Raw genomic sequence first — 23,906 nt, 5'->3', positions numbered from 1 at the left:
TAATCGTCCAACAACCGTTCAATTATCGCCCAACATCTGTTTAATTATCGTCCGACAGTTGTTGGACGATAATTAAACAAGCGTCGGACGATTACTATTTAGTAACGGAGATACTAAGCTTTCGAAAAGCAAGAAATAAAATCCTTCTAAAAAGCAAATTGTTCCATACCTATCCACATCTCTTGAAAAGCCAGCCTCCACCACCCTTTTTCAATCCCTCAAAACCAGTACTTCATAGGCCACTTCGGTTATTTCGGCACTTCTACAGCATATTTTCCCCGAAAAGTTTTTGTAATCTCCAAGTAAATTGTATTTTTGTGTACAATTTTGGTGTAGTGATGACAGACGAAGAAAAGAAGCTATTAAGTACCTTTGAAGCCAGACTGCGGCATTTAATCTATCTGCACGATGAATTAAAACGCGAAAATGCTGAGCTAAAGCAACTTCTTGAAGCCAAAGAGGAGGAATACGGGAAGGTACAAGCTGAATACCGGGAACTGGAACTTAACTACACGAACCTAAAAACAGCTACGACAATCAGCCTTAACGGCAGCGACGTGAAAGAGACGAAACTGCGATTGTCCAAATTAGTGCGTGAAGTCGATAAATGCATCGCTTTGTTGAATGAATAAAGAGAAGAGGATGTATGAACGATAAGATAAAGATAAACCTGCAGATGGCAGGAGCCTCCTACCCTCTCACAATCAACCGTGAGGACGAGGAAATGGTAAGAGAAGCCGCCAAGCAGGTAGATATCAGGCTCAATGCGTATCGGGAGCATTATCTGAATGTGTCTCTAGAGAGAATTATAGCCATGGTGGCTTATCAGTTCGCTTTAGAAAACCTTCAGTTGAAGGACCGTAATGATACTGAACCCTATACCAGCAAAATAAAGGAACTGACAGAGGTATTGGAGACCTATTTCAAGGAACAATAAGCTGCAATCCCTCCGTCGGGTCGGTAAAAGAGAGAAATTCGCGCACTGTACAAAAGTTTGCCCTTCATCAAAGCAAGCTTTTATGCAGTGCTTTTTTATTTATATACTAAAAACAAATTAATAAAATGACAGTAGTTACAATAGTATTATCCATTGCCTGCTTCATTGTCGGAGGGTTTGCCTCGTACTTGTTCTTCAAGCACGGGCTGAAAAACAAATACGACGGTATCCTGAGAGATGCGGAAGCGGAAGCGGAAGTGATTAAGAAGAATAAGTTGCTGGAAGTAAAGGAAAAATTCCTGAACAAGAAGGCAGACTTGGAAAAAGAAGTGGCCCAACGTAACCAAAAGATACAGCAGGCAGAAAACAAGCTGAAACAACGTGAATTGGTACTGAACCAGCGCCAGGAAGAAATCCAGCGCAAGAAGATGGAAGCAGAAGCCGTGAAAGAAAATCTGGAAGCCCAACTGTCCATCGTAGACAAGAAGAAAGAAGAACTGGAGCACATGCAGCGCCAGGAAATAGAAAAGCTGGAAGCCATTTCCGGACTTTCTGCCGAAGAAGCCAAAGAGCGCATGGTGGAATCCCTGAAGGAAGAAGCCAAAACGCAAGCCCAGTCCTACATCAACGACATCATGGACGACGCCAAGCTGACGGCAAGCAAAGAGGCCAAGCGCATCGTGATACAGAGCATCCAACGTGTGGCTACGGAAACAGCCATTGAAAACTCAGTAACCGTATTCCACATCGAATCAGATGAAATCAAGGGACGTATCATCGGTCGCGAAGGCCGCAACATCCGCGCCCTGGAAGCTGCCACCGGTGTGGAAATTGTGGTAGACGATACTCCGGAAGCTATCGTATTGTCAGCTTTCGACCCGGTTCGCCGTGAGATTGCACGTCTGGCATTGCACCAGTTGGTAACAGACGGACGTATCCACCCGGCACGTATCGAAGAGGTAGTTGCCAAAGTACGCAAGCAGGTAGAAGAGGAAATCATCGAAACCGGTAAACGTACTACTATCGACCTGGGCATCCACGGCCTGCATCCGGAACTTATCCGCATTATCGGTAAGATGAAATACCGTTCTTCATACGGCCAGAACCTTTTGCAGCATGCACGCGAGACAGCCAATCTTTGCGCTGTGATGGCATCAGAACTGGGACTCAACCCGAAGAAAGCAAAACGTGCCGGACTGCTGCATGATATAGGTAAGGTGCCTGATGAGGAACCGGAATTGCCGCATGCACTCTATGGTATGAAACTGGCGGAAAAGTTCAAGGAAAAGCCAGACATCTGCAACGCCATCGGTGCCCACCACGACGAAGTGGAAATGACCAGCCTGCTGGCCCCCATCGTACAAGTATGCGATGCCATTTCAGGAGCACGCCCGGGAGCACGCCGCGAAATTGTAGAAGCATACATCAAGCGCTTGAATGACCTTGAGCAACTGGCAATGTCCTATCCGGGAGTGACAAAGACATATGCCATCCAGGCAGGCCGTGAGCTGCGTGTCATTGTCGGTGCAGACAAGATTGACGACAAGCAGACGGAGAACCTTTCCGGTGAAATCGCCAAGAAGATTCAGGACGAAATGACTTATCCGGGTCAGGTGAAGATTACCGTTATCCGTGAGACACGTGCAGTGAGCTACGCAAAGTAACATCAGAAAAGAAAATAAATGCAGAAAAGGGTGAATTCGTATTCACCCTTTTCTTATTTTTGCACCACAACCATGACTTTACAAAATGAAAGATTATCAGTTTGAAGTTTGCGCCAACTCCGTAGAGAGTTGTATTGCCGCACAAGCCGGCGGAGCAGACCGGGTGGAACTGTGCGTAGGCATCCCCGAGGGGGGGACAACCCCCTCATACGGTGATATCCTCATCGCACGGGAAGCATTGCAACAGACCAAATTGCATATCATTGTCCGTCCCCGCGGAGGAGATTTTCTTTATTCCTCCACCGAACAGCGCATCATGCTGAAAGACATAGAGAATGCCCGCCGTCTAGGCGCTGACGGAGTCGTGTTCGGTTGCTTGACGGCAGAGGGAGATGTAGACATTCCATTGATGGAGCAGCTTATGGAAGCCTCACAAGGGATGTCCGTCACCTTCCACCGTGCTTTCGATGTATGCAGAAATCCACGAAAAGCGATAGAAGATATTATCGAATTAGGATGCAACCGCATCCTAACTTCCGGACAGCAACCTACAGCAGAGCGAGGCATTCCCCTTCTGAAAGAACTCCAACAACAAGCATCAGACCGAATCATCCTATTGGCAGGCTGTGGGGTGAATGAAACCAACATAGCCCACATTGCCCGAGAAACCGGTATCCGCGAGTTTCATTTCTCCGCCAGGGAAAATATCGAAAGTTCCATGCTCTATCATAATTCCGCCGTCTCTATGGGAGGAACGGTGCATATTGATGAATACACACACACCATCACTACTGCGGAGCGGGTAAAGCGTACAATCGGAGCATTAAAAGCCTCTCCCCTAGCCCCTCCCCCGTAGAGAGGGGTCGGGAGAGAGGCCTATAAAAAAAGGATGTACTTTTCAGCACATCCTTTTTTATATCATAGGATAAATATTATTTCTTCACCGGAGAAGAGTATCTTGCATTCAGACCATCCAGAATCTCACGGGTGATGTTGTAGACACTGTCTGCATAGAGCAGGTTGTCAAAACCCGTATTGCTGATAATCATGCTGTAACCTTTTGTCTTATTGTACTCCTTCAGGAAAGCATTGATAGAATCACGCAGTTGCAGGCTGTTCTTTTCATTCTCACTCATCAGCTCAGACTGCAGCTTGTTGCTCAGGTTCTGCAAATCCTGCTCCAACTTTGCAATGCGGTTGTATTCCTGCTGTGCTCTCTCCTGAGAAAGATAAGCGTTGTTCTGATACTTTGTCTGGAATTCCTGCTTCTGCTTCTCCAGTTCGCTGGCTTTCTGGTTCAATGTCAGACGGACATTCTCGCCCTTCTTCACCATAGCCTCATTCAAGTCTATGCAATAGTTGTATTTTGCCAAAAGCGTATCTATTTCAACATAAGCAATTTTCATTTCCGATAATCCGCCGGCTTGTGCAGGAGCGTTTGTTGTCTGTTTATCAGTATTGCCGGCACATTGAGCAAATAAAACGATCAGTGCGAGAGCTGCCAGACCGTTCATGAGGTAGTTTAATCTCTTCATAATTGATAAATATTGTTTTTTAAAATTAGTTCATACTATCGTTTAAGGCTTTTTCCAGTTCATCAATGGAAAAACGGGATTTGCGTTGTGCTTCTCTGTCCTGCGACTGCACGCAACCGATACCTCTATCGCGCATTGCCTTATTGCCACTGACATGCCCGTTAGGGAATCTCCCGCCTTTCACAAAAAAGACCTTCACACCCAATAAAACAATGCAAATAGCAACTATTAACAGAGTTATCAATATTGTATCAAGCATTTCCATTAATTTTGTTACATGAAAATAGTGTTTTTACTATTTTTGTGGGTGCAAATATAGGGCTTTGGTTGGACTAACTCGCCTTTTTTACTCTAAAAAAAGAGAAAGGGGAATAAAATAGTCAATCAATTTAACCATATTTAGCAATAAGTGGTTAATTTAATGGAGAATTGATATTTGACAATTGATAATGAAGGCTGCATAAACACATGTAAGGCAGCCGCTAATTCAGATAATTATGGAAAAAAAAGACTTGAAACCGGCTGGTGTATTTCACTATTTTGAGGAAATCTGCCAAGTGCCGCGCCCTTCGAAGAAGGAAGAGAAAATCATTGCTTACTTAAAAGCATTCGGAGAAAAACATAAGTTGGAAACGAAGGTGGACGAAGCCGGAAACGTTCTGATAAAGAAACCCGCTACTCCGGGTATGGAAAACCGCAAGACTGTCGTACTTCAATCGCACATCGACATGGTATGTGAAAAGAACAACGACGTGAAGCACGACTTCCTGACCGACCCTATCGAAACCGAAATTGACGGTGAATGGCTGAAAGCCAAAGGTACAACCTTGGGAGCCGACAACGGCATCGGTGTAGCCACCGAACTGGCTATCCTTGCCGACGACAGCATCGAGCACGGTCCTATCGAATGCCTCTTCACCGTGGACGAGGAGACCGGACTGACCGGTGCCTTCGCCCTGAAAGAAGGCTTCATGAACGGAGACATTCTGTTGAACCTCGATTCCGAGGATGAAGGCGAGCTCTTCATCGGCTGTGCAGGAGGTATAGATTCCGTTGCCGAATTCACCTACCGGGAAGTGGACGTACCGACAGGGTATTTCTGCTGCAAAGTGCAGGTAAAGGGGCTGAAAGGTGGACACTCCGGCGGCGACATACACCTGGGGCGCGGCAATGCCAACAAACTGTTGAACCGCTTCCTGAGCCAGGCATCCCAGAAGTACGACATGTACCTTTGCGAAATAGACGGTGGTAACCTGCGCAACGCCATTGCCCGCGAAGCACACGCGGTAATTGCCATACCCGATGCCGACAAGCATGCCCTGCGCACAGACTTGAATGTCTTTGCCGCCGAAGTGGAGGCAGAATATGCCGTCGTTGACCCAGACCTCCAATTCGTACTCGAATCGGAAGCAGCCCGTCCCAAAGCCATTGACAAAGATACCGCCAAGCGCTTGCTGCAAACCATCTATGCCGCACCTCACGGTGTGTATGCCATGAGCCAAGACATTCCGGGGCTGGTGGAAACCTCCACCAATCTGGCCTCCGTAAAGATGAAACCCGGCCATATCATCCGCATCGAGACCAGCCAGCGCAGCTCTACCGCCTCCTCCAAACAAGACATTGCCAATATGGTGCGTACTGTATTCGAAATGGGTGGAGCAGCCGTATCGTTCGGCGACGGATATCCGGGCTGGAAGCCCAACCCGCATTCAGAAATCCTGGAAGTGGCTGTTGAGTCCTACAAACGTTTGTTCGGTGTAGATGCCAAGGTAAAAGCTATCCATGCAGGTTTGGAATGCGGACTGTTCCTTGACAAATACCCGGCACTGGACATGATTTCCTTCGGACCTACCCTGCAGGGTGTGCACTCTCCCGACGAACGGATGCTGATTCCTACCGTACAGAAGTTCTGGGACCATCTGCTGGATATACTGAAGCACATTCCGGTGAAATAAATATCCCGCGTTCCTTAAAGGGGAACGGGAATCGTTTGTATGAACGTTATCCATAAGATAGGAGTTATACTCTTCCTTCTCTGCCCGTACATCAGTCTGTACGGGCAAGAAGGAAGAGATACCCTCACGTTTCGGATAGTAAGCTACAATGTAGAAAACCTATTCGACTCCCGACATGACACACTAAAGAATGACTACGAGTTCCTGCCGGATGCCACCCGGCATTGGAATTACTCTAAATACAGAAAGAAACTGGATAATATAGCCCGCGTCATCATCGCCACCGGAGGATGGACGCCGCCCGCCCTTGTTGCCTTGTGTGAGGTGGAGAATGACAGTGTGATGCGCGACCTTACCCGCTACTCTGCCTTGCGCGAAGCAGACTACCGGTATGTGATGACACAATCTCCCGACGAACGCGGCATCGACGTAGCGCTGTTGTATCAACGTAATCTTTTCAAACTGCTTTCCTATCAGAGCCTCCCCGTAGACAAGCCCCGGAAGAATAGCCGTCCCACACGGGACATTCTTCACGTCAGCGGATTGTTGCTGAACCGGGATACGCTTGATGTACTGGTAGCTCACTTCCCATCCCGTTCGGGAGGGGCAAGAGAGTCTGAACCTTACCGGCTACTGGCTGCCCGAAAGGTGAAGCATGCCATAGACAGCCTATACACGATACGCCGACATCCGCAAATTGTCCTTTTAGGGGATTTCAACGATTATCCGGAGAATAAATCGGTAAAGGATGTGTTGGAGGCAGCAGCACCGTCAACATTGCAAGACTCTCTACGTCCACAAAAACTTTACCATCTACTAGCAGGAAAAGCCAAAACACGCAAGCACTTCGGCAGCTACAAGTATCAAGGAGAATGGGGATTACTAGACCACATCATCGTATCAGGTACGTTGCTGCAAGAACACGCACCGCTATATACAGAGAAAGCGAAGACAGACGTATTCTGCCTGCCCTTCCTACTGACAAGAGACAAGAAATACGGAGGGCAGCAACCCTTCCGCACCTACTACGGGATGAAGTATCAAGGAGGATACAGCGACCACTTGCCTGTATATGCGGAGTTCCGGTTGATATATTAGTCGGAATACTGATACAGTTTCAAGTCAAACTTCTGTACCATCACTAGCAAGTGGTCGAAGATGTCGGACTGAATGCGCTCGTACTCTTTCCATACCTTGTTGCGAGAGAAGAAATATACCTGAATGGGTACCCCATACGTCGTGGGTTCCTTCAGGCTGATAATCAAGTCCATCTCCTGGTTCACCACCGGCAAGCTACACAAATAACGTTCGATGTAGATACGATAGAGCTGTGCATTGGTTGGCACCTCTCCTTCTGCTGGCTGATAGTCGGCCATCAAGGGGACTTCCTTGCGGATATTATCCAGCATTTCCGGAGTGCAGAACTTCAGGGTAGTCATATCCAGAAAGATATTCTTGTTTACCCGTCGCCCGCCACTTTCCTGCATGCCGCGCCAGTTCTGGAAGGAGTTGTTCACCAGGGTATACGGCGGTACGGTCGAGATGGTTTCGTCCCAGTTGCGTATCTTGACCGTGTTCAGCGTAATCTCCTCTACAACTCCATTGGCAACGCCACCCGGCAGCGCTATCCAGTCCCCTATCCGCAACATGTCGTTGGCAGAGAGCTGCACGCCGGCCACAAACCCCAGAATGCTGTCCTTAAATACCAGCATCAGTACAGCCGCAGATGCGCCCAGACCGGCAAACAAGGTCATAGGAGACTTGCCTATCAGCACTGAAACCACTATGATACCTCCGATAAAAAACAGTAGCACTTGCAATACCTGCACAAAGCCTTTCAGCGGACGGTTCTTCTGCTTGTCCTTCATGTTATAAACATCGAGCATCACCAGCAACAAGCCATTGATAGTAAGCAGCACCGCCACAATGATATAGACAGCACACACCTTTTGTGAGAACTCAAGCATCTCCTTTCCACGCACAAAGGCCATGGGCAGCAGGTAGTAAATGAGGATTCCGGGCAGAATATGTATCAAATGGTGTATCACCCTGCGTTTCATCAGCAACGTATTCCATTGATGGGGAGAGCGCCGGGTATAATGCTTCATACCGCCAACGAAGATTGCCTGGCACAAATAGTCCAGCCCTATCGAAAGCCCCACCATCAGCAGTGCAATAATCGTCTCGTCAAACATATCGGCAAACTTCGGGTCTATCCCCCAACCTATCAGGACTTTATTCATCCATCCTCCTAAACTCATCATAAGCTCTCTTTTTTTGAAGTGTCTTGTTTGTATAACAATCCAAAGATAAAGATGTTTTCAGAGAACGGCAAGCATATACCCTTTTTTCATCAACGACTCAATCCTCACGCTCGGGTCGTTTTTTAGCGACCGCCGCAGATAGGACATCTGTACATTCAAGGCAAGGGAGTTGGCATACGAGGCAGTGCCCCACACAGCATCCAGCAACGTATCGCGACTGACAGTCTTATTCACATTCAGCGCAAGCAAGCGAAGGATATCGGCTTGACGGGAAGTAATCAGCACCTTACTATTTCCCGTACGAATCTCGTTCGTACTGTAATTGAATACGGAATGGCCGAAAGCATACATCTCATCCTCCGCCACGCCGGACAACTGCGAAGTGAAACGCTCGCGGATACGCGCTGTCAGCTCTTCCGGATAGAAAGGTTTGGCAAGATAATCGTTCGCCTTCAGTTGGAATCCTTGCAGGCGGTCGGCCTTATCGCTACGGTCGGAAAGGAAAAAGATCAGGACGTGTTTATCCGTCTCGCGGATGCGTTCAGCCACTTCAAAGCCATTGTAACCGGGCATATTGATATCGAGCAATACCAAATCAGGCTTTATGAGCGGAAATTGTTCCAGAGCAATTTTCCCGTTTCCGGCATAAGTCACTTCATAGCCTTCCTTCTCAAGAAAGCGCTTCAGCAGCATTGAATATTTCAAATCATCATCGGCAAAAAGTATTTTCAAGGCTTTCATATCATTGGTTATTTTAGAGTAGGGATTATGCGGGTTAGCACGGACTTATTGGGGAATATTAATTTCAATCATTGTTCCCTTGCCTGCCTGACTATTTAAAGAAATGCTCCCATGATGCGCCTCTACCAGCAACTTTACATAGCTCAACCCCAGACCAATGCCGGGCAATGAACGGTCTGGAAGATTACTGCCCCGATAGAACTTATCGAATACACGGTTCTGTTCGGAAACCGGAATGCCGATGCCATCATCAGACACCCGTATCGTCAATTGGTGATCCTGCAAAAGGCAATCTACAACAATATGCACAGACTTGCCCGAATACTTTACGGCGTTCTCTATCAAATTACTGATAATATTAGAAACATGCACCGGGTCTGCCGTTACCAGAGTCTCCGAACTGAAATGGGTTTCAATAGCAACATCCTTACCCTCAGGAACATGGTAAAGCCGGACAAGCTTTTCCAAACTCGTCTTTATATCAAATGTACGGACGGAAAGCTGCGTGTGTTCATCATCGGCACGCGTCATATCACGTAGTTTTGAAAGATAGGCCGACAAGTTATCCAGCTCGGACATGGAATCGTGAATCACTTCATCCATCGCTTTCTCATCTGTTCGCATAGACTTGTCATTGAGAAAGGCTATACACATTTTCAGAGCCTGGACGGGACGTTTCAGTTCATGTATCATAGTGTTTACAAAGCTTTTTCGCAGTTCGTCTATCCGCCGTTGCTTCAAGATGGTTTTTATCTGAAACAGCAGACAAAGCCCCAGCAGAAATATCAGGCATGTACTGCCCACTAACTGCCAACCCATACGCACAAGTACCACATGAGGTGAAACCTTCACGGAAACAAGCACAAACTGGCGCTTCAGGGGATTATAAGGATACATTACTTCTATATATGGATTGAACAATGTACCTTGCCGTTTCAGTTCCGCATTCCACTGGTAAATGGAATCTTCGGAAACCACCAGATGCGTAGTAAACGTTTGTTTGTCCAAACGTATGGCAAGCAAGGAATCAAATTGCTGCAACGCAAAAGGCACATCCAACTCCAAACGATAAAGATTAATAATAGAGTTCAAATTAGGAGCATCTTTATCGGACATATTGATTTTGAATGAATCCTTCGCAATGAGCCGCTCTTCCGGCAAAAGGGTGTCTAACGCCAATGCCCATTCCCTACGCTTTGCCTCTCTCTCTTTATCATCTGTACTGGCAGAGTCCTGCTGCTCTATTTTGAGAGTTTCTATATTCTTTTGGCCCAAGCTCTTCAAGTCCCGCCCTTTCAGAACACCCAAAATTAATTCGTCGATAGTGGTCCGCTTTTCCAAATCAATGGATTTGCTAAGCTGATAGAAGAACATATTGGTATTGCTAAGCACCTTTTTGGGTTGGGGAGTACGGATAGAGTCATACTGTTGGGCGGTCTGCAAGATGCAATCATAAATACCATTGATTTGTTCATCATTCATATACTGATACTGATTACGCAACCAGTAGACCTGTCCGCAGGTAATAAGCAGTATCGATGCGATGGAGAATATCCAAACGATCTTAATCCGTTGTTCCATAATTGTTCTTTTTTAGTCTCACTTAGAAAGACTTTCATTTAGTACCGGCAAAGGTAGAAGTTAGCTTGCAAATATAGGTACGTGCGAGGCAGATATTATGCATTGAGTAATATTTCAGTAATAACTTTCAGCCTCTTCTGAAGCAAAATCCGCATAGTTTTGCAGTACAATAATCGCTGGAAGCAATATGTAAAACCTCTAAAAATGTAAAAACTATGAGTGCAAGAATTATTTTCCTCAATCTGTGTCTCGCTATATTGTTCGCATCACAAGCGAAGGCACAAATCATCGTTTCTGATGGAACGAAAATACAGAATGATACCATCGGTGAAGCACAAATCCTTGTGCAATATGAAACGCGCTGTATCAGTAATACGGAAAAGCCGGAAAATGTTACGGAAGAAACCATGATGCTGGAAGTCGGTAAAAATCTCTCTAAGTTCTACAGTTACACCAAGTATGTTTGCGACTCTGTACTGGCAGTAGACTTCGCCAATAAAGCCTCGCAGGAAACGATTAATGAACATCTGAAACAATACGGAACAAGCAAACTGAGCGAACGAACCTTCAGAGGTTATCCTGCCGGAAAAGTAACGACCCTCGATGAAGTGGCAGGCATGACGCGCCTGCGTTGCGAAGAAACGGATGAACGTCCGCAGTGGAAGATACTGGCAGAAAACGATAGTGTCCTCTCCTACCTTTGCAGCAAAGCCGAATGTCAATTAAAAGGCCGTACATGGACAGCATGGTTTACTGCAGAAATACCCGTCAGCGAAGGTCCGTGGAAGCTTTGCGGACTGCCCGGACTGATACTGAAAGCCGAAGACAGTGAAGGGCATTATTCATTCACTGCCACAGGTGTAGAGCAATGCCACACATATCGGCCGATACTTTTCGACGGAAAGAAGCACGAACCGATGAACCGCAAAGCATACAACAAAGTGCACGAACGTTATTATGCCGATCCGGTAGGATTTATCACCGGAAGCATGCCGAACGTCACCGTCAAGGTTAGTGATGAACACGGCAATGCAACCAAGAACCCGAAAAACATTCCTTATAATCCACTGGAACGATAATATTTCTCCACACCCGTAAGCATTCGTGAAATCTATCGCATACTGAATGCATTTCAGTCGTATACTGAACCCTATTCAGTCGTATAGTGAATGCCATTCAGTCGTATACTTAAATATCCTCTTTTTACGCATTGATAATCAACAAATTACGAAATCACCATAATCGTATAAAAAATTCAACAAACTTCAATTGCCAAACAATCAATTATTGCAGTGTATGAATAAAAAAACTATCATTCTATTTTTCCTGTTTCTCTTTCGTTTCTTGTCGCCTACCTACGCACAGACGTTGAGCGGCAAGATAACAGATGCAGAAACCGATCAACCGCTGGAAGCTGTAATGATTAGTGTATTACGCGGAAACACAACGATAGACTATGCATTGACCGATGCCAAAGGACAATTTTCTTTGCCGTGGAAGCATAGCGGAATGCTGCAACTCAATATTTCTTTGTTAGGCTATAAGAGAGAAATGCGGAATATCAATGCGGCAGGAATCCTGAATCTCAGCCTACAACCGGAAGCCATCGTATTAAAAGAAGTACAAATACGTCCCGGACGTATCAATACCCGAAAAGATACGGTGAGATATGACTTGGCACAGTTTGCTTCATCTAAAGATGTGCACATAAAGGATGTATTGAAGAAACTTCCGGGCGTGGATGTAGATGAAAACGGACAGGTTAAGTATAAAGGGAAAGCCATCGACCACTACTTTGTGGAAGGAATGGACGTGACAGGCGGACGTTATAACCAAATCAACAACAACCTGAGTGCCAAAGCCGTAAAGAGTGCGGAAATCATGGAGAACTATCAGTCAGTAAAGGCCTTGAAAGGAAAAATCAATTCCGATGAGGTGGCATTGAACCTGAAACTGGATCCGAAAGCACGCGATCAATGGATAGCAAACGGTACTCTGGGAACCGGATGGAGTGACAACAACAAAATCCTGTGGGAAGGCAGACTGAATGCCCTTCAACTGGGTAAAGGAAAACAGAGTGTCTATAATTACAAGACAAATAACAATGGCAAGGACCTCAGCAACGAGCAAACCAAACTGACCGGAAATGGCCAGCAACAAGTTCCGCTTTCCGGTTTTCTCTCCCAGCCGGGCATCAGCGCACCATTAGACAAGAATCGCTTATTATTCAATGAAACCCACACCCTGAACGGCAACCGTATGTACAAATGGAATGATGACCGCAGCTTACGCCTGCAAGCCGGATATACTCATGAGCTAATCCGACAGCAACGGGGAAATACCCAAATCTATTATCAACCGACAGATACCATACAAATAGACGAAACCTACCATTATCGTCTGAGAAGTGACATCGCTAATCTGGAACTGCGTTATGAAGATAACAGCAGCCGGAATTATATATCCAACCGCTTCACCGTAGACGGAGAAATAAATCGCGGATGTTCGGAGGAACTGGGACAAACTCTGCAAACGTCACAGCTAAGTGCCGGAAACTACTTCAATCTTATCCGAAACCGGGAAAGCGGAACCTGGGAATTTCGTTCGACGACACAGTATGCTTACCAGCCTGCATCCTTACTACTCGAAGAAGGAAAAAGTAAATTCAACCAGCACAACTTCTACACAGATAACAGTGCCGCATATCTACGAAAGTATGATGGATTTACCCAACAATATAAGGCAGGAATACAAGGAGAACGGGCTACCCTGAAATATACTCCGACAAGACAGCCCAATGATTTCAATGCTTCGCATCTGTCATTGTATATTACCCCCTACTTCCAGCTGGAACGTGGAAAATGGCTGGCTACACTTTCGCTTCCTCTGAAAGCAGATCGGTATTTCTCACAACAGCGTTCGTTCCTGTTCTTCAATCCGTCCATGTATTTGCGCTATAAACTGGATTATCATTGGACGTTCTCCCTTTATGGCAGTCTGAAACGCTCGGCGGAAGACTTCTCCGACTTGTATCCGGGACTCTACCAAACTGATTACCGCACCTGGCGAGACGGCAACGGACTTTTCCCTACCAGCCTCACGCAAACCTACAATCTCTACGGAGAGTACAAAAACACTGTACAGGAATTTTTCATCACTGCCGCACTAACCTACAGCCGCAGCAACCGGAATACTCTTTTCGAACAGAGTGTTTCCGAAAATGCCATTGTCTACACTCGTCGTGAACTACCGAACCATAACGATAGCTGGAATCTCAGCAGTACTTTCTCCAAAGGTATATACGACTGGAATTTGAAAACCTCACTCACCCTACTACTCAGTCGCAGCAATGGCGAACAGCTTACCCGCCTGGCTGACAGCGAGGGTAACCGGCAAAGTCTTCTGCAGACCTATCGTTATGATTATCTGAAAGCAGAGCCTAAAATAATCTGGTCGCCCGCAGATGTTTTTGAAGCGGAATATCATGCCACATTAGGCTATGGCGGCAGTAAGATAGGAAGTGATACCCGTCTCACCCCGTTACTGGACTTCGTACAACGGCTACATCTCACATTCAGTATCGGGCAGGTAGACCTACGGCTATCCGGCGAGCATTACCGGAATGACTTAGGAGGGGACGCACATCTCAACACCGTGTTCGCAGATGCATCCCTTATCTATAAAAGAAAAAAATGGAGATTGGAAGCAAGCCTCAACAACCTGTTCAACAAAAAAGAGTATGCTTACACAACATATTCCACCACGCAAAGCTACACTTCACGACTAAATATACGTCCGAGGGAAGCAATGGTGACGATAAATCATCAGTTCTGAGCCTGCAATATCATCACCGTGGAATATATCAATATCCCAACTATCGTCAATCCGCCCACCAATATGGGAGCATAAATATGGGGGACTTTCTTCATGGTCTTATACCCGCTGACTTTCAGGAAAAGGCGATATACAATGTATGCGGCAATCAATCCAACCAATGTTCCCGCGATGAGATCGCCCGGATAATGCACTCCCAAGTAGACACGTGAATAGCAGGTCAGCAACGCCCATCCCATCATAAACACAGTGAGCCATCGTTTACGGAAAAGAAACCAGACAAAGAATGCCAGGCCAAAAGTATTGGCAGCATGACAGGAGGGGAATCCATAACGCCCTCCTCGATGTCCGTTTACGATATGCACCATGTCGGATATGGGATTTTCCAGATTGGCGGGACGAAGGCGTTCCACATACGGGCGTATCAATGTTGCCCCCGTCTGGTCGGCAATGGTAATTACGAGTGCCAGACCGACCATGCAGAACAAAGTCACTTTCCAATGGAAGTTGCGCAGCATCACATACCAAATGGCAGCATACATCGGCACCCAGACCCACTTACCGCTGTAGGCACTCATAAAGTAATCGAAAAAGGTGTTGTGCATCCCATTGATGAAAAGGAATATGTTTGTGTCTATATCTATCGCCCCTTGCAAGACATCCATAAGTGCTGTCATACTTTATACTCTTATACTTTATACTCTTATACTTTAATTATCTTCCTTTATCTTTTTGCTATATCGTCATACAATTTCTGCAGATAGGCTTTGCCCAACGGCAAGTTCTTTCCCTTTGCCGTGCCCTCATCCACTACCACAGCACCTGCCTGGCAATTGAATATCACCTGGTTGTCCGCTGTCACCATACCGAAAGCATCGGGTACGGTAAAGAACGCGAAATGAGGGGAAGCGGGATTAAGCATATCTTTACTGAAGACAAACTCTTCATGGGGCAGCGCCAATTGGGCCAGCAACGTGGCTGCAATGTCATGTTGCGAGCCATAGACGTCAATGCGCCTCGGCTCTCGGATGGCACCGCCCACCATCAACAGAGGTATCCGGTAGCGTTCTACCGACAAATTGTCGATATGTTCGGGATAAGCTCCCAAGTGGTCTGGAACAAACACAATCACCGTATTCTTCCACTGGGGGAGCTCACGGAACTGTCTTACAAAATCACCTGCACAACTATCCGTATAGGCAAAGGCGTTCAGCCGGTCATTCTCCAGACGACGGAAAGGTACTTCAAAAGGCTCGTGGCTGCTGGAGGTCTGCAAGACACGGAAATGAGGAGTTTTCTCTTCTGCAGTTCCTTCGGCAGCTTCGGTTTTCAAGTCTTCCAGCAGACGGTTGAATACGAGATGGTCGTGCGCCCCCCACTTACTTAAACGTTCCGTTACGGGAAAGTCCTGGTCGGAAACAATATCTTCAAAGCCCGATGACATCAGGTAGGAACGCATATTGGTAAAGTCGGCATCACCGCCATAATAATACTTGGTACCATAACCCGCCTTCCGCAAGCTGCCTGCAATGGCAGGAATGGACTGTGTTTTACGGGGATACTTCATAATACTCGTAGTGGGCTGGGCAGGATAGCCACTCAAGATAGCCACCAGTCCACGGTCCGTACGAAAACTGTTGGCGTAGAAGTTCGTAAAGAGCACCCCTTCCTTACTCAAGCTATCCAGATGGATGGCAATATTCGGCTCACCTCCCAAAGCTGTCATCAACCTGGAGGAAAAACTCTCAAGAATCACAAAGAGTACATCGGGACGCTGAGTATTGAATAAAGTATGCAGCGAATCGGCAGATTGCCGCACAGAATCCGTCTCTTCCGTTTGACCACCGGCAACTGCGGGTTCAAGCATGTCTTTAAAAAGCCGGTCGGCCTCCGCAGCTTCCATAAAACGGTATTGCTTGCTAAAGTCCTTCTGCTTGGCAAGAGATTCCATCAGACTGAATGCAGGGTTGATAGCTGCATGGTTCAGACGCTGCTCGGCACTGAAATAGACTTTCCCCACATTCATGGTAGATACTGTAAAGCCTCCACGGATAGGAATAAACAGCAGCCCCGTCATCAGCAACAATATACCTGACACCTTCAGGCGACGATAAGGCAGTTTCATCTGCAGCAACAGTTTCTTCTGCAACAAGATGCTGTAGAAAACAACATACAGCACGACAGCATAAACAGCCATTGCAACAATTCCCCCCAGCACCATCCAGATACTGACGCTGGCCACTGCTTCTTTAGGAGAAGAAAAGAAATAGAACAACGGTGTGGCATCCAAACGAAATCCCCAATACTCGTATAATCCTAAATCTACAGTAAAAATAATGGATAGAAGAACAGAAATGAAGAGGAAATAGCCGCACCAGATGCGATGAAGGGATTTAGAAAGTGTCCATACAGAGGTTATGAAAAGAAAACCGGGAATAGCTGTCAGATAACCAGCCAGAGATAGGTCTAAAGGTAACCCATGCCAAATGACACTGAACCAGTCCGCACACGAGGCATCCGGGTACAGCGATTCGTAAAACAGCATAAATAGTGGTTTCTGCAACACAAAAATGCAGACAAACAAGCAGTATGTCTTAATAAATCCTATGAGCCTATCTTTCATCGGTGCCTTATTGTATATCTAAATATAAGGCGCAAAAATAAATCTTTTTATTCTATTTCTCACCAATATTAGTCAATAATTACATTGAAAGATAGGCTTATAGGATATTTTAAGTTTATCCGTTCACGCGTTTGTAATCTTCAAGGAACTTCCTCAGACCGGAATCGGTCAGCGGATGATTAAGTAAACCCTTAATGGCCGAAAGCGGACAAGTAGCCACATCAGCACCCACCTCTATACACTGCATGATATGTGCCGTATGACGGATAGAGGCGGCAAGTACCTGGGTGGTATATCCATAATAACGGTACATCTCTACAATCTTCGCAACCAATGCAATGCCATCCTCACAGATATCATCGAGACGCCCCACAAACGGAGAAACATACGTTGCACCTGCCTTGGCTGCAAGCAATGCCTGACCGACAGAAAATACCAGAGTACAATTTGTACGGATACCTTTGCCCGAGAAGTATTTAACGGCCTTGATACCTTCTGCAATGCAAGGCACCTTCACTACGATATGCGGATTCAAGGCTGCCAATTCTTCACCCTCTTTAATCATGCCTTCATAGTTGGTAGCTATCACCTCGGCACTCACATCGCCTTGCACAATATTACAGATGTCCACATAGTGCTTACGCTGGTTCTCCACTCCTTTGATACCTTCTTTTGCCATAAGCGAAGGATTAGTGGTAACTCCGTCGAGTACGCCCAAGTCATAGGCCTCCCGAATCTGTTCCAAATTTGCCGTATCAATAAAAAACTTCATGATATAAATGTTTAGATGGTTGATATTACAAATATAACGATTTACACCATAAATGGTTCCCGCCAGTCCTTTATTATCTTTGCTTGACGTAATTATTATCCGGTCAGCGGTTTCGCTTCAAGAATAAACGGTTAGTAATTGTTTGCGGCAATTCATTCTCATAGTGGGTTACCATAATCATCGTTTTATCCCAACGATGGCAGAATGCCTCTATAATCTTCTTAACCCGACGGCGGTTGTATGTATCGAGTCCATGAAGCGGTTCATCCAATATCAGCAGTTCCGGGTCCTTGACAAAAGCACGTGCCAATAATGCCAGACGCTGTTCCCCGCTGGAGAGTTGCAGAAAAGGATTGTCTTTCAAGGCGGCAATACCGAAAATCTCCATCCACCACTCACATACCGACATCTGTTCGGCATGAGGACGTTTATACAATCCGATGCTGTCGTGCAGACCGGAAGCGACAATCTCTATGGCAGGCAGATTCTTCAGATAAGCACGATGCATTTCCGGACTGACATAACCGATGTGTTTCTTGATTTCCCAAATACTCTCCCCCGTTCCGCGCTTCCGTCCGAAAAGACTGATATCGCAGGCGTATGACTGCGGATTATCCGCACAAACCAAACTAAGCAAGGTAGACTTGCCGGCACCGTTCTCGCCACTCAGCGCCCACTTCTCACCACGCATCACTGTCCAATCCAGCTCCTTCAGAATGGTACGGTCATCGTAACGGATGCTAACCCCGTTCAATTTCACCACTTCGTCCGAAGTGAAATTCGCATGTTCGTAGGGCAAATCGAGAATACGCCGCTGCAATTCCTCCAACGCTCCGGCCTCTTCCTGAATACGCATCTGATTGTCCGCACAGAATGCCTGCACATACTCCTCACGTTCCATCTTTTCGCCCACCTTCATCTCCTCTACCGGCACAACGTGTGTAACAAATGAAGGTATGTCATCCAACATGGAAAGCACAAGGACAATCTGCAACTCGCCCAGCCGGGTAAGCCGCTCCAGCAAATTAAAAAGCAGTTCACGGGTAGGCGCATCCAGCCCTATGAAAGGATTGTCCATGATAAGAATTCGGGGAGCAGTCAGTAAAGCTTTAGTCAACTGAAACTTGCGCAGCTCCCCACTGCTGAGAAGAATGATTTTCTTGTCAAGCATCGGCTCTATGCTGAAAAGTTCAAATAGCTGCCGCCTCAAGGCATCGTCTTTTACCTCTCCCAGCACTTCGCGTACTAGCGGAGCATCCTCCTGGTCGTGGGCATTCCAACGCTGTTGATAGTAATAATTGGCATCGGCAGAACCGTAAGTATCACGGAAGGCAATGTATTTGATATTGTCATAGGCAGTTTTCGTGAGGGAGGGAGAGAAATCATAGGTAAGCTCACCATCACGCAAAGGATACTTTCCCATCAGCATATCCACCAGGAGGCTCTTTCCGGCTCCGTTCGGTCCTACAATGGCAATGTGTTCTCCTGCCAGAAAATCAAGGGTGACAGGCTCTGTCAAACGAACAAGCGGGTTGCGTACTACGCCCCCCGCTATGTGTATTGTATGTTGCTGCATCATCCAATCATCATTTATACATAATCAGTGCCGATTGGGCCGGAACAACAACTTCGGGGCCGTACAGTGTGCCCAAACCTTGTTCATTGATAAAGCCATCCTTGCAGACCACTGTATATTTACCTTCGGGTACGGTAAGTTTGGCAGGCTCCTTACGGGCATTCAAGACTACTATAATATCTCCCCATGCATCACCGTTGGCATTTTCTTTCAGACGGTAAACCACCACATTGCTGCCGTCAACCGGTAGAAATTCCAAATGCTTACGCACCAAATCCGCATCACCCATACGGAAAGCCGGATGCTTTTTACGAAGCTGTATCAAACCTTTATAATAAGCAAATACATCTGTATGCTCCGCCTTTCGTCTCCAATCAACCGCATTGATGGAATCGGGACTCTCAAAACTATTGTGTACTCCCTTCTTGTCACGCATCACTTCCTCACCGGCATAAATAAACGGTACACCTTGGGAAGTGAATACGGCTGTTTGCGCCAGTTTGTCAAGCTTTGCCAATTCTACGGGAGTAATACCCGGGATACTTGCTTTCAGCCTATCCACCAAGCACATATCATCATGGCAGGAAACATAGCTGATCATCTGTGTAGGTTGTTCCGCCCACGGAGCCTTACTATAATTCACAGAGTCATTATTTACTTGCGGATGCCTGATGGCTCCTACAATACCAAACTTTATGCTCTCCTCTCCTCCCGGCAATCCGGCAAGGAAAGCACCTTGATGATTGTCATTGAACGGACCGCGCAAAGCATCACGCATTTCGTCAGAGAAAGCAGCAACACCCGGCATCTTATAAGTATTGGCTTTCATTGCCAGAGAATCTTCCGCCATCTGTGGAGCCGATGCCGCCCATCCTTCACCATATATAAATATGGTCGGATCTACAGACGTTGCCGCCTTACGGATTTCGTTCATTGTCTCGATGTCATGGATACCCATCAAGTCAAAACGGAATCCGTCAATGTGATATTCATTAATCCAATGTAATACAGACTCTATCATGTATTTACGCATCATCGGACGGTTGCTGGCAGTTTCATTGCCACAAGCCGAACCGTCTGCATACGTTCCGTCCGGTCGCTGACGGTAAAAGTATCCCGGCACTGTACGTTCAAAATTACTGTCGGATGTATTGAAAGTATGGTTATACACCACATCCAGAACAACACGGATACCTGCTTTGTGCAAAGCCTGCACCATCTGCTTGAATTCCCGGATACGAACATCCGGTTTGTAGGGGTCGGTAGAATAAGAGCCGTCAGGCACATTGTAGTTCTGCGGATCATATCCCCAATTATACTTGTTCTCGTCCAGCCTTGTCTCATCAACGGAGGCATAGTCATAAGACGGAAGGAGATGTACATGTGTCACTCCCAATTCTTTCAGATGGTCAATGCCGGTTGCCAGCTTGTCGGGACTTACCGTTCCTTGTTCTGTCAATGCCAGGAACTTTCCTTTATGCTCAATACCCGACGACGGATCAATGGACATATCACGATGGTGCATTTCATAAAGAATCACATCGGCAGGAGAGGCCAATGCCGGACGTTTATCATCTGCCCATCCTTCGGGGTCCGTGGATTTCATGTCGATGATGGCGGCACGCTTTCCATTCACCCCTACAGCTTTGGCATTGATACCCGGAGTGTCCCCCAACCACTTATCATTGATTTTCACATTGAATGTGTAGAATTTACCTATCAAGTCCTTTTCAACTTTAGTTTTCCAAGTTCCTTCTTCAGAGGATTCCATTGAAATAGTTTCATAGGCATGCCCTCCGTCTCCTGCTTCGAACAACATCAGGCGAACTTCATCCGCCGTAGGTGCCCACAATGTGAATTGCGTGGCAGCAGGTGTATATTCCATCTCTGTCAGACTACCCGAACGGACAGGGTAAAGTTCGTACGAAGCATACTCCGTCTTCGCGGGAGTGCAGCTTACAACCGTCGTTGCGGCCACTCCAATGATAGCAAGTTCATTCAATTTCATGATATTATTTTTAGATTCTACATTTCAATTCTTATCACTTCTTCACCTTATCCGGATTTTTGGCAATAAAGTCTTTCCAGCCATGATAGCCTTTCTCCACCGTGGGACGCCCCATCTGCAGAAAGTGACAATAGGCAGCAGCAAGCCCGTCCGTTGCATCCATAAAAGTAGGCATATCCTCTTTAGGAAAATGCAGCATACGCTGCAACATGTCCGCCACCTGTTCCTTGGATGCCTGTCCGTTTCCGGTGATGGCCATCTTTATTTTTAAAGGAGCATATTCCGTAATGGGAATATCCCTGCTCAAAGCAGCTGCCATTGCTACGCCTTGCGCACGCCCCAACTTCAACATGGACTGTACATTCTTTCCGAAGAAAGGGGCCTCAATAGCGAGCTCGTCAGGCAAATAACTCTCTATGATACTCAGTACCCGTTCATGAATATGACGTAACTTCAGATAGTGGTCTCCAAATTTGCGGAGGTCGATAATTCCCATGGCTATCATTTCCGGCTTGACACCTGCCACACGCAATACTCCATACCCCATAATGGTGGTACCAGGGTCTATACCCAATATTATTTTCTCTTTGACCGGTTGTATCACACTATTACCTCCATCAATGTAGGAAAGCCAATCACTTTATCTTTAAAGATATTCAGTAATTCCTCGTTCAGTTTCACTCCTTGCTCTTGATGCCAACGATGCAGTTTGGCAGAGTTTTCCACCTCAAACTGAACAGAATAGCAGATGCTTCCTTCTTCAATATGACTCAAGATACGGGCTATACGTGGAGCATACAATGTTCCGTTCTTTTCTACCTCGGGAAGATAGTGTTCCTGCATCCATATCAGGAAGTTTTTGTCTTCTCCTTCCTCTACATGATAAGTGGTATTATATATCAGCATAACTTATTTTTTCAAATTCTTTCGCAAACATAGCAATTATTTCAGAATAATGCATTATATTTGCACCATCAAAAACGAAAGCAAGCCTGCAAACGTTGGCAACGGGGCGTTAGCTCATCTGGCTAGAGCGCGACACTGGCAGTGTCGAGGTGATGAGTTCGAGTCTCATACGCTCCACGAGTAAGACATACAGCAATAGTTGTGTGTCTTATTTTATGCCTATATGCCTAGAACACCCTATTATGGCACATTCTGAAACATCAAATAATGATTCTATTAAGAAAGCTGAAACAATGATTTCAAACAATGAAATCAAACAATGTTTTGTCCAAAAGATACCCCCCTACCATAACCTAGTAAAACCTAAAGAGACAAAATCAATAATGTTTTACTTCATAGTAAAAATCAAAAACGAACAAGTGCGTACATCTACAAGATGTAAGGTACCCCAATCAATGGGAGAAGAATAAAGCCAAAGTAAGTAAACTGCTTCCTAAACTAGAATCAAATAATAATATGATCCTTAATAACCAAATCAAAATATCATTGATGTAAGTTTTATCTGTGCCATAACAACAGATTTGCTACATTAGCGAATTTTTATTCTTGTCGGGACGGGTGGTCCCGACAAGAGCGCTGGCCGTTCCCCGACCGATGAATTTAAAAGCGTAAAACAATCCGCGATATATTTTGATTGTTCACAGCTTATTGAATAAGAGTTTTCTTGTTTCTATGTTTTATGAATTTAAAAATGAATTGTACTTTCTGCTTTTTTATTGGGATATACACGAATAGTTCTCAAAGGGGTGCAACCATCTATGGCTGTGAACTGGTATGCCCCGTTTCGTACTTTCATTACATCCAGCTGAGCCCTCTCTCCTAGAATTTCTTTACTGTATCGTGTACAGGCTGACTTTTTACGTCGTTTCACAACAGTCTTGACTTGATGCTTTTTTAACACATACCACACCGTCATGGCTGAGAGCTTTATTCTCTTCCTAAGCAGATAGTTGGCAATCCGTTGCGCTCCCCCATCTTCTCGTCTCACGCAGATTAAGGATAGTGGTTTCAATTTCAGGTGTTATCTTCACATTGGCAAGTCTTGATGGACGTTTAGACTTATCGGACAAATCCGACTTGCCTTGTTCTTTCTCACGATTTATCCAAGGGTATAACGTGAAACAGGAATCCCTCGCCGAAGGGCAGTCTTTGTCATAGAACCCGTTTAACCATATAGCTCAAGCCATTTTTGGCGCATCCGTATTTTCCGTATATCTTCTTTCATGCTACGAAGATACGGATTAAGATTTGCCTACGAAAAGAAAAAGTGTAGCGTATCTATTGATACTTTACAAATTAATCATGCTAAAAAGTATGCTTTTAAAAAATGAGTATGCCGATGATGGAATGTTTCATCGGCATACTTAAACCCACAATCTTTTACCAAATATGCAATTTGACAATCTCTGGCATTTTCGAATAGATTCTTTGAAGGAAAACTATCCGATTA

General features: G+C 45.9%; 21 protein-coding genes, 1 tRNA gene and 1 pseudogene. 10 read left to right on the top strand and 13 right to left on the bottom strand.

Going from position 1 to position 23,906, the window contains the following annotated elements:
* Positions 1-317: 317 nt before the first annotated feature.
* From JXR92_RS09125 to JXR92_RS09110, 4 genes are all read left to right on the top strand, one after another.
* Positions 318-632: a hypothetical protein gene (locus tag JXR92_RS09125; RefSeq protein ID WP_005835817.1), complete on the top strand. Its 315-nt coding sequence runs from the start codon at positions 318-320 to the stop codon at positions 630-632.
* Positions 633-646: 14 nt separating this feature from the next.
* A complete protein-coding gene (locus tag JXR92_RS09120) occupies positions 647-937 on the top strand; it encodes a cell division protein ZapA (protein WP_117600675.1) in 291 nt (96 codons plus the stop codon).
* A gap of 125 nt (positions 938-1,062) precedes the next feature.
* A complete protein-coding gene (gene rny / locus JXR92_RS09115) occupies positions 1,063-2,601 on the top strand; it encodes a ribonuclease Y (RefSeq protein ID WP_005835816.1) in 1,539 nt (512 codons plus the stop codon).
* An 85-nt stretch (positions 2,602-2,686) separates the two neighbouring features.
* Positions 2,687-3,457: a copper homeostasis protein CutC gene (locus JXR92_RS09110; protein WP_138344778.1), complete on the top strand. Its 771-nt coding sequence runs from the start codon at positions 2,687-2,689 to the stop codon at positions 3,455-3,457.
* Between the two features lie 76 nt (positions 3,458-3,533).
* Here JXR92_RS09110 and JXR92_RS09105 read toward each other — a convergent pair whose 3' ends face one another.
* Together JXR92_RS09105 and JXR92_RS09100 are read right to left on the bottom strand one after the other, a co-directional pair.
* Positions 3,534-4,136 (bottom strand): OmpH/Skp family outer membrane protein, encoded by a 603-nt coding sequence (locus tag JXR92_RS09105; RefSeq protein WP_009036606.1) that lies wholly within the window; start codon positions 4,134-4,136, stop codon positions 3,534-3,536.
* Positions 4,137-4,161: 25 nt separating this feature from the next.
* Complete coding sequence (locus JXR92_RS09100) at positions 4,162-4,395, bottom strand: hypothetical protein (RefSeq protein ID WP_005835814.1); 234 nt, start codon at positions 4,393-4,395, stop codon at positions 4,162-4,164.
* 238 nt (positions 4,396-4,633) lie between these two features.
* Here JXR92_RS09100 and JXR92_RS09095 point away from each other — a divergent pair, with 238 nt between their 5' ends.
* Together JXR92_RS09095 and JXR92_RS09090 are read left to right on the top strand one after the other, a co-directional pair.
* Positions 4,634-6,091, top strand: a complete 1,458-nt coding sequence (locus JXR92_RS09095) for an aminoacyl-histidine dipeptidase (protein ID WP_138344776.1) — start codon at positions 4,634-4,636, stop codon at positions 6,089-6,091.
* 39 nt (positions 6,092-6,130) lie between these two features.
* Positions 6,131-7,189: an endonuclease/exonuclease/phosphatase family protein gene (locus tag JXR92_RS09090; RefSeq protein ID WP_206897498.1), complete on the top strand. Its 1,059-nt coding sequence runs from the start codon at positions 6,131-6,133 to the stop codon at positions 7,187-7,189.
* Here the strand turns inward: JXR92_RS09090 and JXR92_RS09085 are convergent.
* From JXR92_RS09085 to JXR92_RS09075, 3 genes are read right to left on the bottom strand one after another with little or no spacing between them, the layout of a single operon-like run.
* Positions 7,186-8,355: a mechanosensitive ion channel family protein gene (locus JXR92_RS09085; RefSeq protein WP_138344774.1), complete on the bottom strand. Its 1,170-nt coding sequence runs from the start codon at positions 8,353-8,355 to the stop codon at positions 7,186-7,188. The genes JXR92_RS09090 and JXR92_RS09085 overlap by 4 nt on opposite strands.
* A gap of 57 nt (positions 8,356-8,412) precedes the next feature.
* Positions 8,413-9,096, bottom strand: a complete 684-nt coding sequence (locus JXR92_RS09080; RefSeq protein ID WP_117600672.1) for a response regulator transcription factor — start codon at positions 9,094-9,096, stop codon at positions 8,413-8,415.
* 45 nt (positions 9,097-9,141) lie between these two features.
* Entirely contained in the window at positions 9,142-10,677 is a 1,536-nt protein-coding gene (locus tag JXR92_RS09075) for a sensor histidine kinase (RefSeq protein ID WP_138344772.1), read from the bottom strand.
* A gap of 215 nt (positions 10,678-10,892) precedes the next feature.
* On the opposite strand from JXR92_RS09075, the gene JXR92_RS09070 reads away from it, so the two are divergent.
* Positions 10,893-11,756, top strand: a complete 864-nt coding sequence (locus JXR92_RS09070; protein WP_138344771.1) for a GLPGLI family protein — start codon at positions 10,893-10,895, stop codon at positions 11,754-11,756.
* A gap of 217 nt (positions 11,757-11,973) precedes the next feature.
* A complete protein-coding gene (locus tag JXR92_RS09065; RefSeq protein ID WP_138344769.1) occupies positions 11,974-14,511 on the top strand; it encodes a carboxypeptidase-like regulatory domain-containing protein in 2,538 nt (845 codons plus the stop codon).
* On the opposite strand, the gene JXR92_RS09060 is transcribed toward JXR92_RS09065, so the two are convergent.
* The 7 genes from JXR92_RS09060 to JXR92_RS09030 all read right to left on the bottom strand — a co-directional run bounded on the left by JXR92_RS09060 (position 14,502) and on the right by JXR92_RS09030 (position 22,396).
* The gene (locus JXR92_RS09060) at positions 14,502-15,188 is read right to left on the bottom strand and encodes a phosphatase PAP2 family protein (protein WP_022401654.1); all 687 of its coding nucleotides are present in this window, start codon (positions 15,186-15,188) and stop codon (positions 14,502-14,504) included. The two genes, JXR92_RS09065 and JXR92_RS09060, sit on opposite strands and share 10 nt — an antisense overlap.
* A 47-nt stretch (positions 15,189-15,235) precedes the next feature.
* A complete protein-coding gene (locus JXR92_RS09055; RefSeq protein ID WP_138344766.1) occupies positions 15,236-17,134 on the bottom strand; it encodes an LTA synthase family protein in 1,899 nt (632 codons plus the stop codon).
* A 115-nt stretch (positions 17,135-17,249) separates the two neighbouring features.
* Positions 17,250-17,906, bottom strand: a complete 657-nt coding sequence (gene fsa / locus JXR92_RS09050; protein ID WP_138344764.1) for a fructose-6-phosphate aldolase — start codon at positions 17,904-17,906, stop codon at positions 17,250-17,252.
* Positions 17,907-18,009: 103 nt separating this feature from the next.
* Positions 18,010-19,482, bottom strand: a complete 1,473-nt coding sequence (locus JXR92_RS09045) for an ATP-binding cassette domain-containing protein (protein ID WP_138344867.1) — start codon at positions 19,480-19,482, stop codon at positions 18,010-18,012.
* A 10-nt stretch (positions 19,483-19,492) separates the two neighbouring features.
* Positions 19,493-21,490 carry a type I pullulanase gene (pulA, locus tag JXR92_RS09040; protein ID WP_138344762.1) on the bottom strand — a complete coding sequence of 666 codons (1,998 nt, stop codon included), beginning with the start codon at positions 21,488-21,490 and terminating at the stop codon, positions 19,493-19,495.
* A 34-nt stretch (positions 21,491-21,524) separates the two neighbouring features.
* Positions 21,525-22,094, bottom strand: coding sequence for a crossover junction endodeoxyribonuclease RuvC (gene ruvC / locus JXR92_RS09035; RefSeq protein ID WP_005826381.1), 570 nt, complete (start codon positions 22,092-22,094; stop codon positions 21,525-21,527).
* Positions 22,091-22,396 (bottom strand): DUF4286 family protein, encoded by a 306-nt coding sequence (locus tag JXR92_RS09030; RefSeq protein ID WP_005826379.1) that lies wholly within the window; start codon positions 22,394-22,396, stop codon positions 22,091-22,093. Before JXR92_RS09030 ends, ruvC begins: the two co-directional genes overlap by 4 nt.
* 103 nt (positions 22,397-22,499) lie before the next feature.
* On the opposite strand from JXR92_RS09030, the gene JXR92_RS09025 reads away from it, so the two are divergent.
* A tRNA-Ala gene (locus JXR92_RS09025) sits at positions 22,500-22,573 on the top strand.
* Between the two features lie 65 nt (positions 22,574-22,638).
* Entirely contained in the window at positions 22,639-22,866 is a 228-nt protein-coding gene (locus tag JXR92_RS09020; protein ID WP_117601196.1) for a hypothetical protein, read from the top strand.
* Between the two features lie 278 nt (positions 22,867-23,144).
* On the opposite strand, the pseudogene JXR92_RS17620 reads toward JXR92_RS09020, so the two are convergent.
* Positions 23,145-23,681: pseudogene (locus JXR92_RS17620) on the bottom strand (helix-turn-helix domain-containing protein); the annotation flags it as partial.
* Positions 23,682-23,906 lie beyond the last annotated feature (225 nt).

This window comes from Bacteroides parvus (genome assembly GCF_017309675.2).
GTDB lineage: Bacteria > Bacteroidota > Bacteroidia > Bacteroidales > Bacteroidaceae > Bacteroides > Bacteroides uniformis.
The sequence above is the reverse complement of the archived record's forward strand: the minus strand, read 5'-3'. Positions and strand labels throughout refer to the sequence as shown.

Coding starts and splice junctions, on each gene's coding strand:
- JXR92_RS09105 (WP_009036606.1), bottom strand. CDS start 4,136: ATGAAGAGATTAAACTACCTCATGAACGGTCTGGCAGCTCTCGCACTG.
- JXR92_RS09055 (WP_138344766.1), bottom strand. CDS start 17,134: ATGAAAGATAGGCTCATAGGATTTATTAAGACATACTGCTTGTTTGTC.
- rny (WP_005835816.1), top strand. CDS start 1,063: ATGACAGTAGTTACAATAGTATTATCCATTGCCTGCTTCATTGTCGGA.
- JXR92_RS09095 (WP_138344776.1), top strand. CDS start 4,634: ATGGAAAAAAAAGACTTGAAACCGGCTGGTGTATTTCACTATTTTGAG.
- JXR92_RS09060 (WP_022401654.1), bottom strand. CDS start 15,188: ATGACAGCACTTATGGATGTCTTGCAAGGGGCGATAGATATAGACACA.
- JXR92_RS09030 (WP_005826379.1), bottom strand. CDS start 22,396: ATGCTGATATATAATACCACTTATCATGTAGAGGAAGGAGAAGACAAA.
- JXR92_RS09085 (WP_138344774.1), bottom strand. CDS start 8,355: ATGATGAGTTTAGGAGGATGGATGAATAAAGTCCTGATAGGTTGGGGG.
- JXR92_RS09090 (WP_206897498.1), top strand. CDS start 6,131: ATGAACGTTATCCATAAGATAGGAGTTATACTCTTCCTTCTCTGCCCG.
- JXR92_RS09110 (WP_138344778.1), top strand. CDS start 2,687: ATGAAAGATTATCAGTTTGAAGTTTGCGCCAACTCCGTAGAGAGTTGT.
- JXR92_RS09070 (WP_138344771.1), top strand. CDS start 10,893: ATGAGTGCAAGAATTATTTTCCTCAATCTGTGTCTCGCTATATTGTTC.
- pulA (WP_138344762.1), bottom strand. CDS start 21,490: ATGAAATTGAATGAACTTGCTATCATTGGAGTGGCCGCAACGACGGTT.
- JXR92_RS09065 (WP_138344769.1), top strand. CDS start 11,974: ATGAATAAAAAAACTATCATTCTATTTTTCCTGTTTCTCTTTCGTTTC.
- JXR92_RS09120 (WP_117600675.1), top strand. CDS start 647: ATGAACGATAAGATAAAGATAAACCTGCAGATGGCAGGAGCCTCCTAC.
- JXR92_RS09075 (WP_138344772.1), bottom strand. CDS start 10,677: ATGGAACAACGGATTAAGATCGTTTGGATATTCTCCATCGCATCGATA.
- JXR92_RS09080 (WP_117600672.1), bottom strand. CDS start 9,096: ATGAAAGCCTTGAAAATACTTTTTGCCGATGATGATTTGAAATATTCA.
- fsa (WP_138344764.1), bottom strand. CDS start 17,906: ATGAAGTTTTTTATTGATACGGCAAATTTGGAACAGATTCGGGAGGCC.
- JXR92_RS09020 (WP_117601196.1), top strand. CDS start 22,639: ATGGCACATTCTGAAACATCAAATAATGATTCTATTAAGAAAGCTGAA.
- JXR92_RS09045 (WP_138344867.1), bottom strand. CDS start 19,482: ATGCAGCAACATACAATACACATAGCGGGGGGCGTAGTACGCAACCCG.
- JXR92_RS09100 (WP_005835814.1), bottom strand. CDS start 4,395: ATGCTTGATACAATATTGATAACTCTGTTAATAGTTGCTATTTGCATT.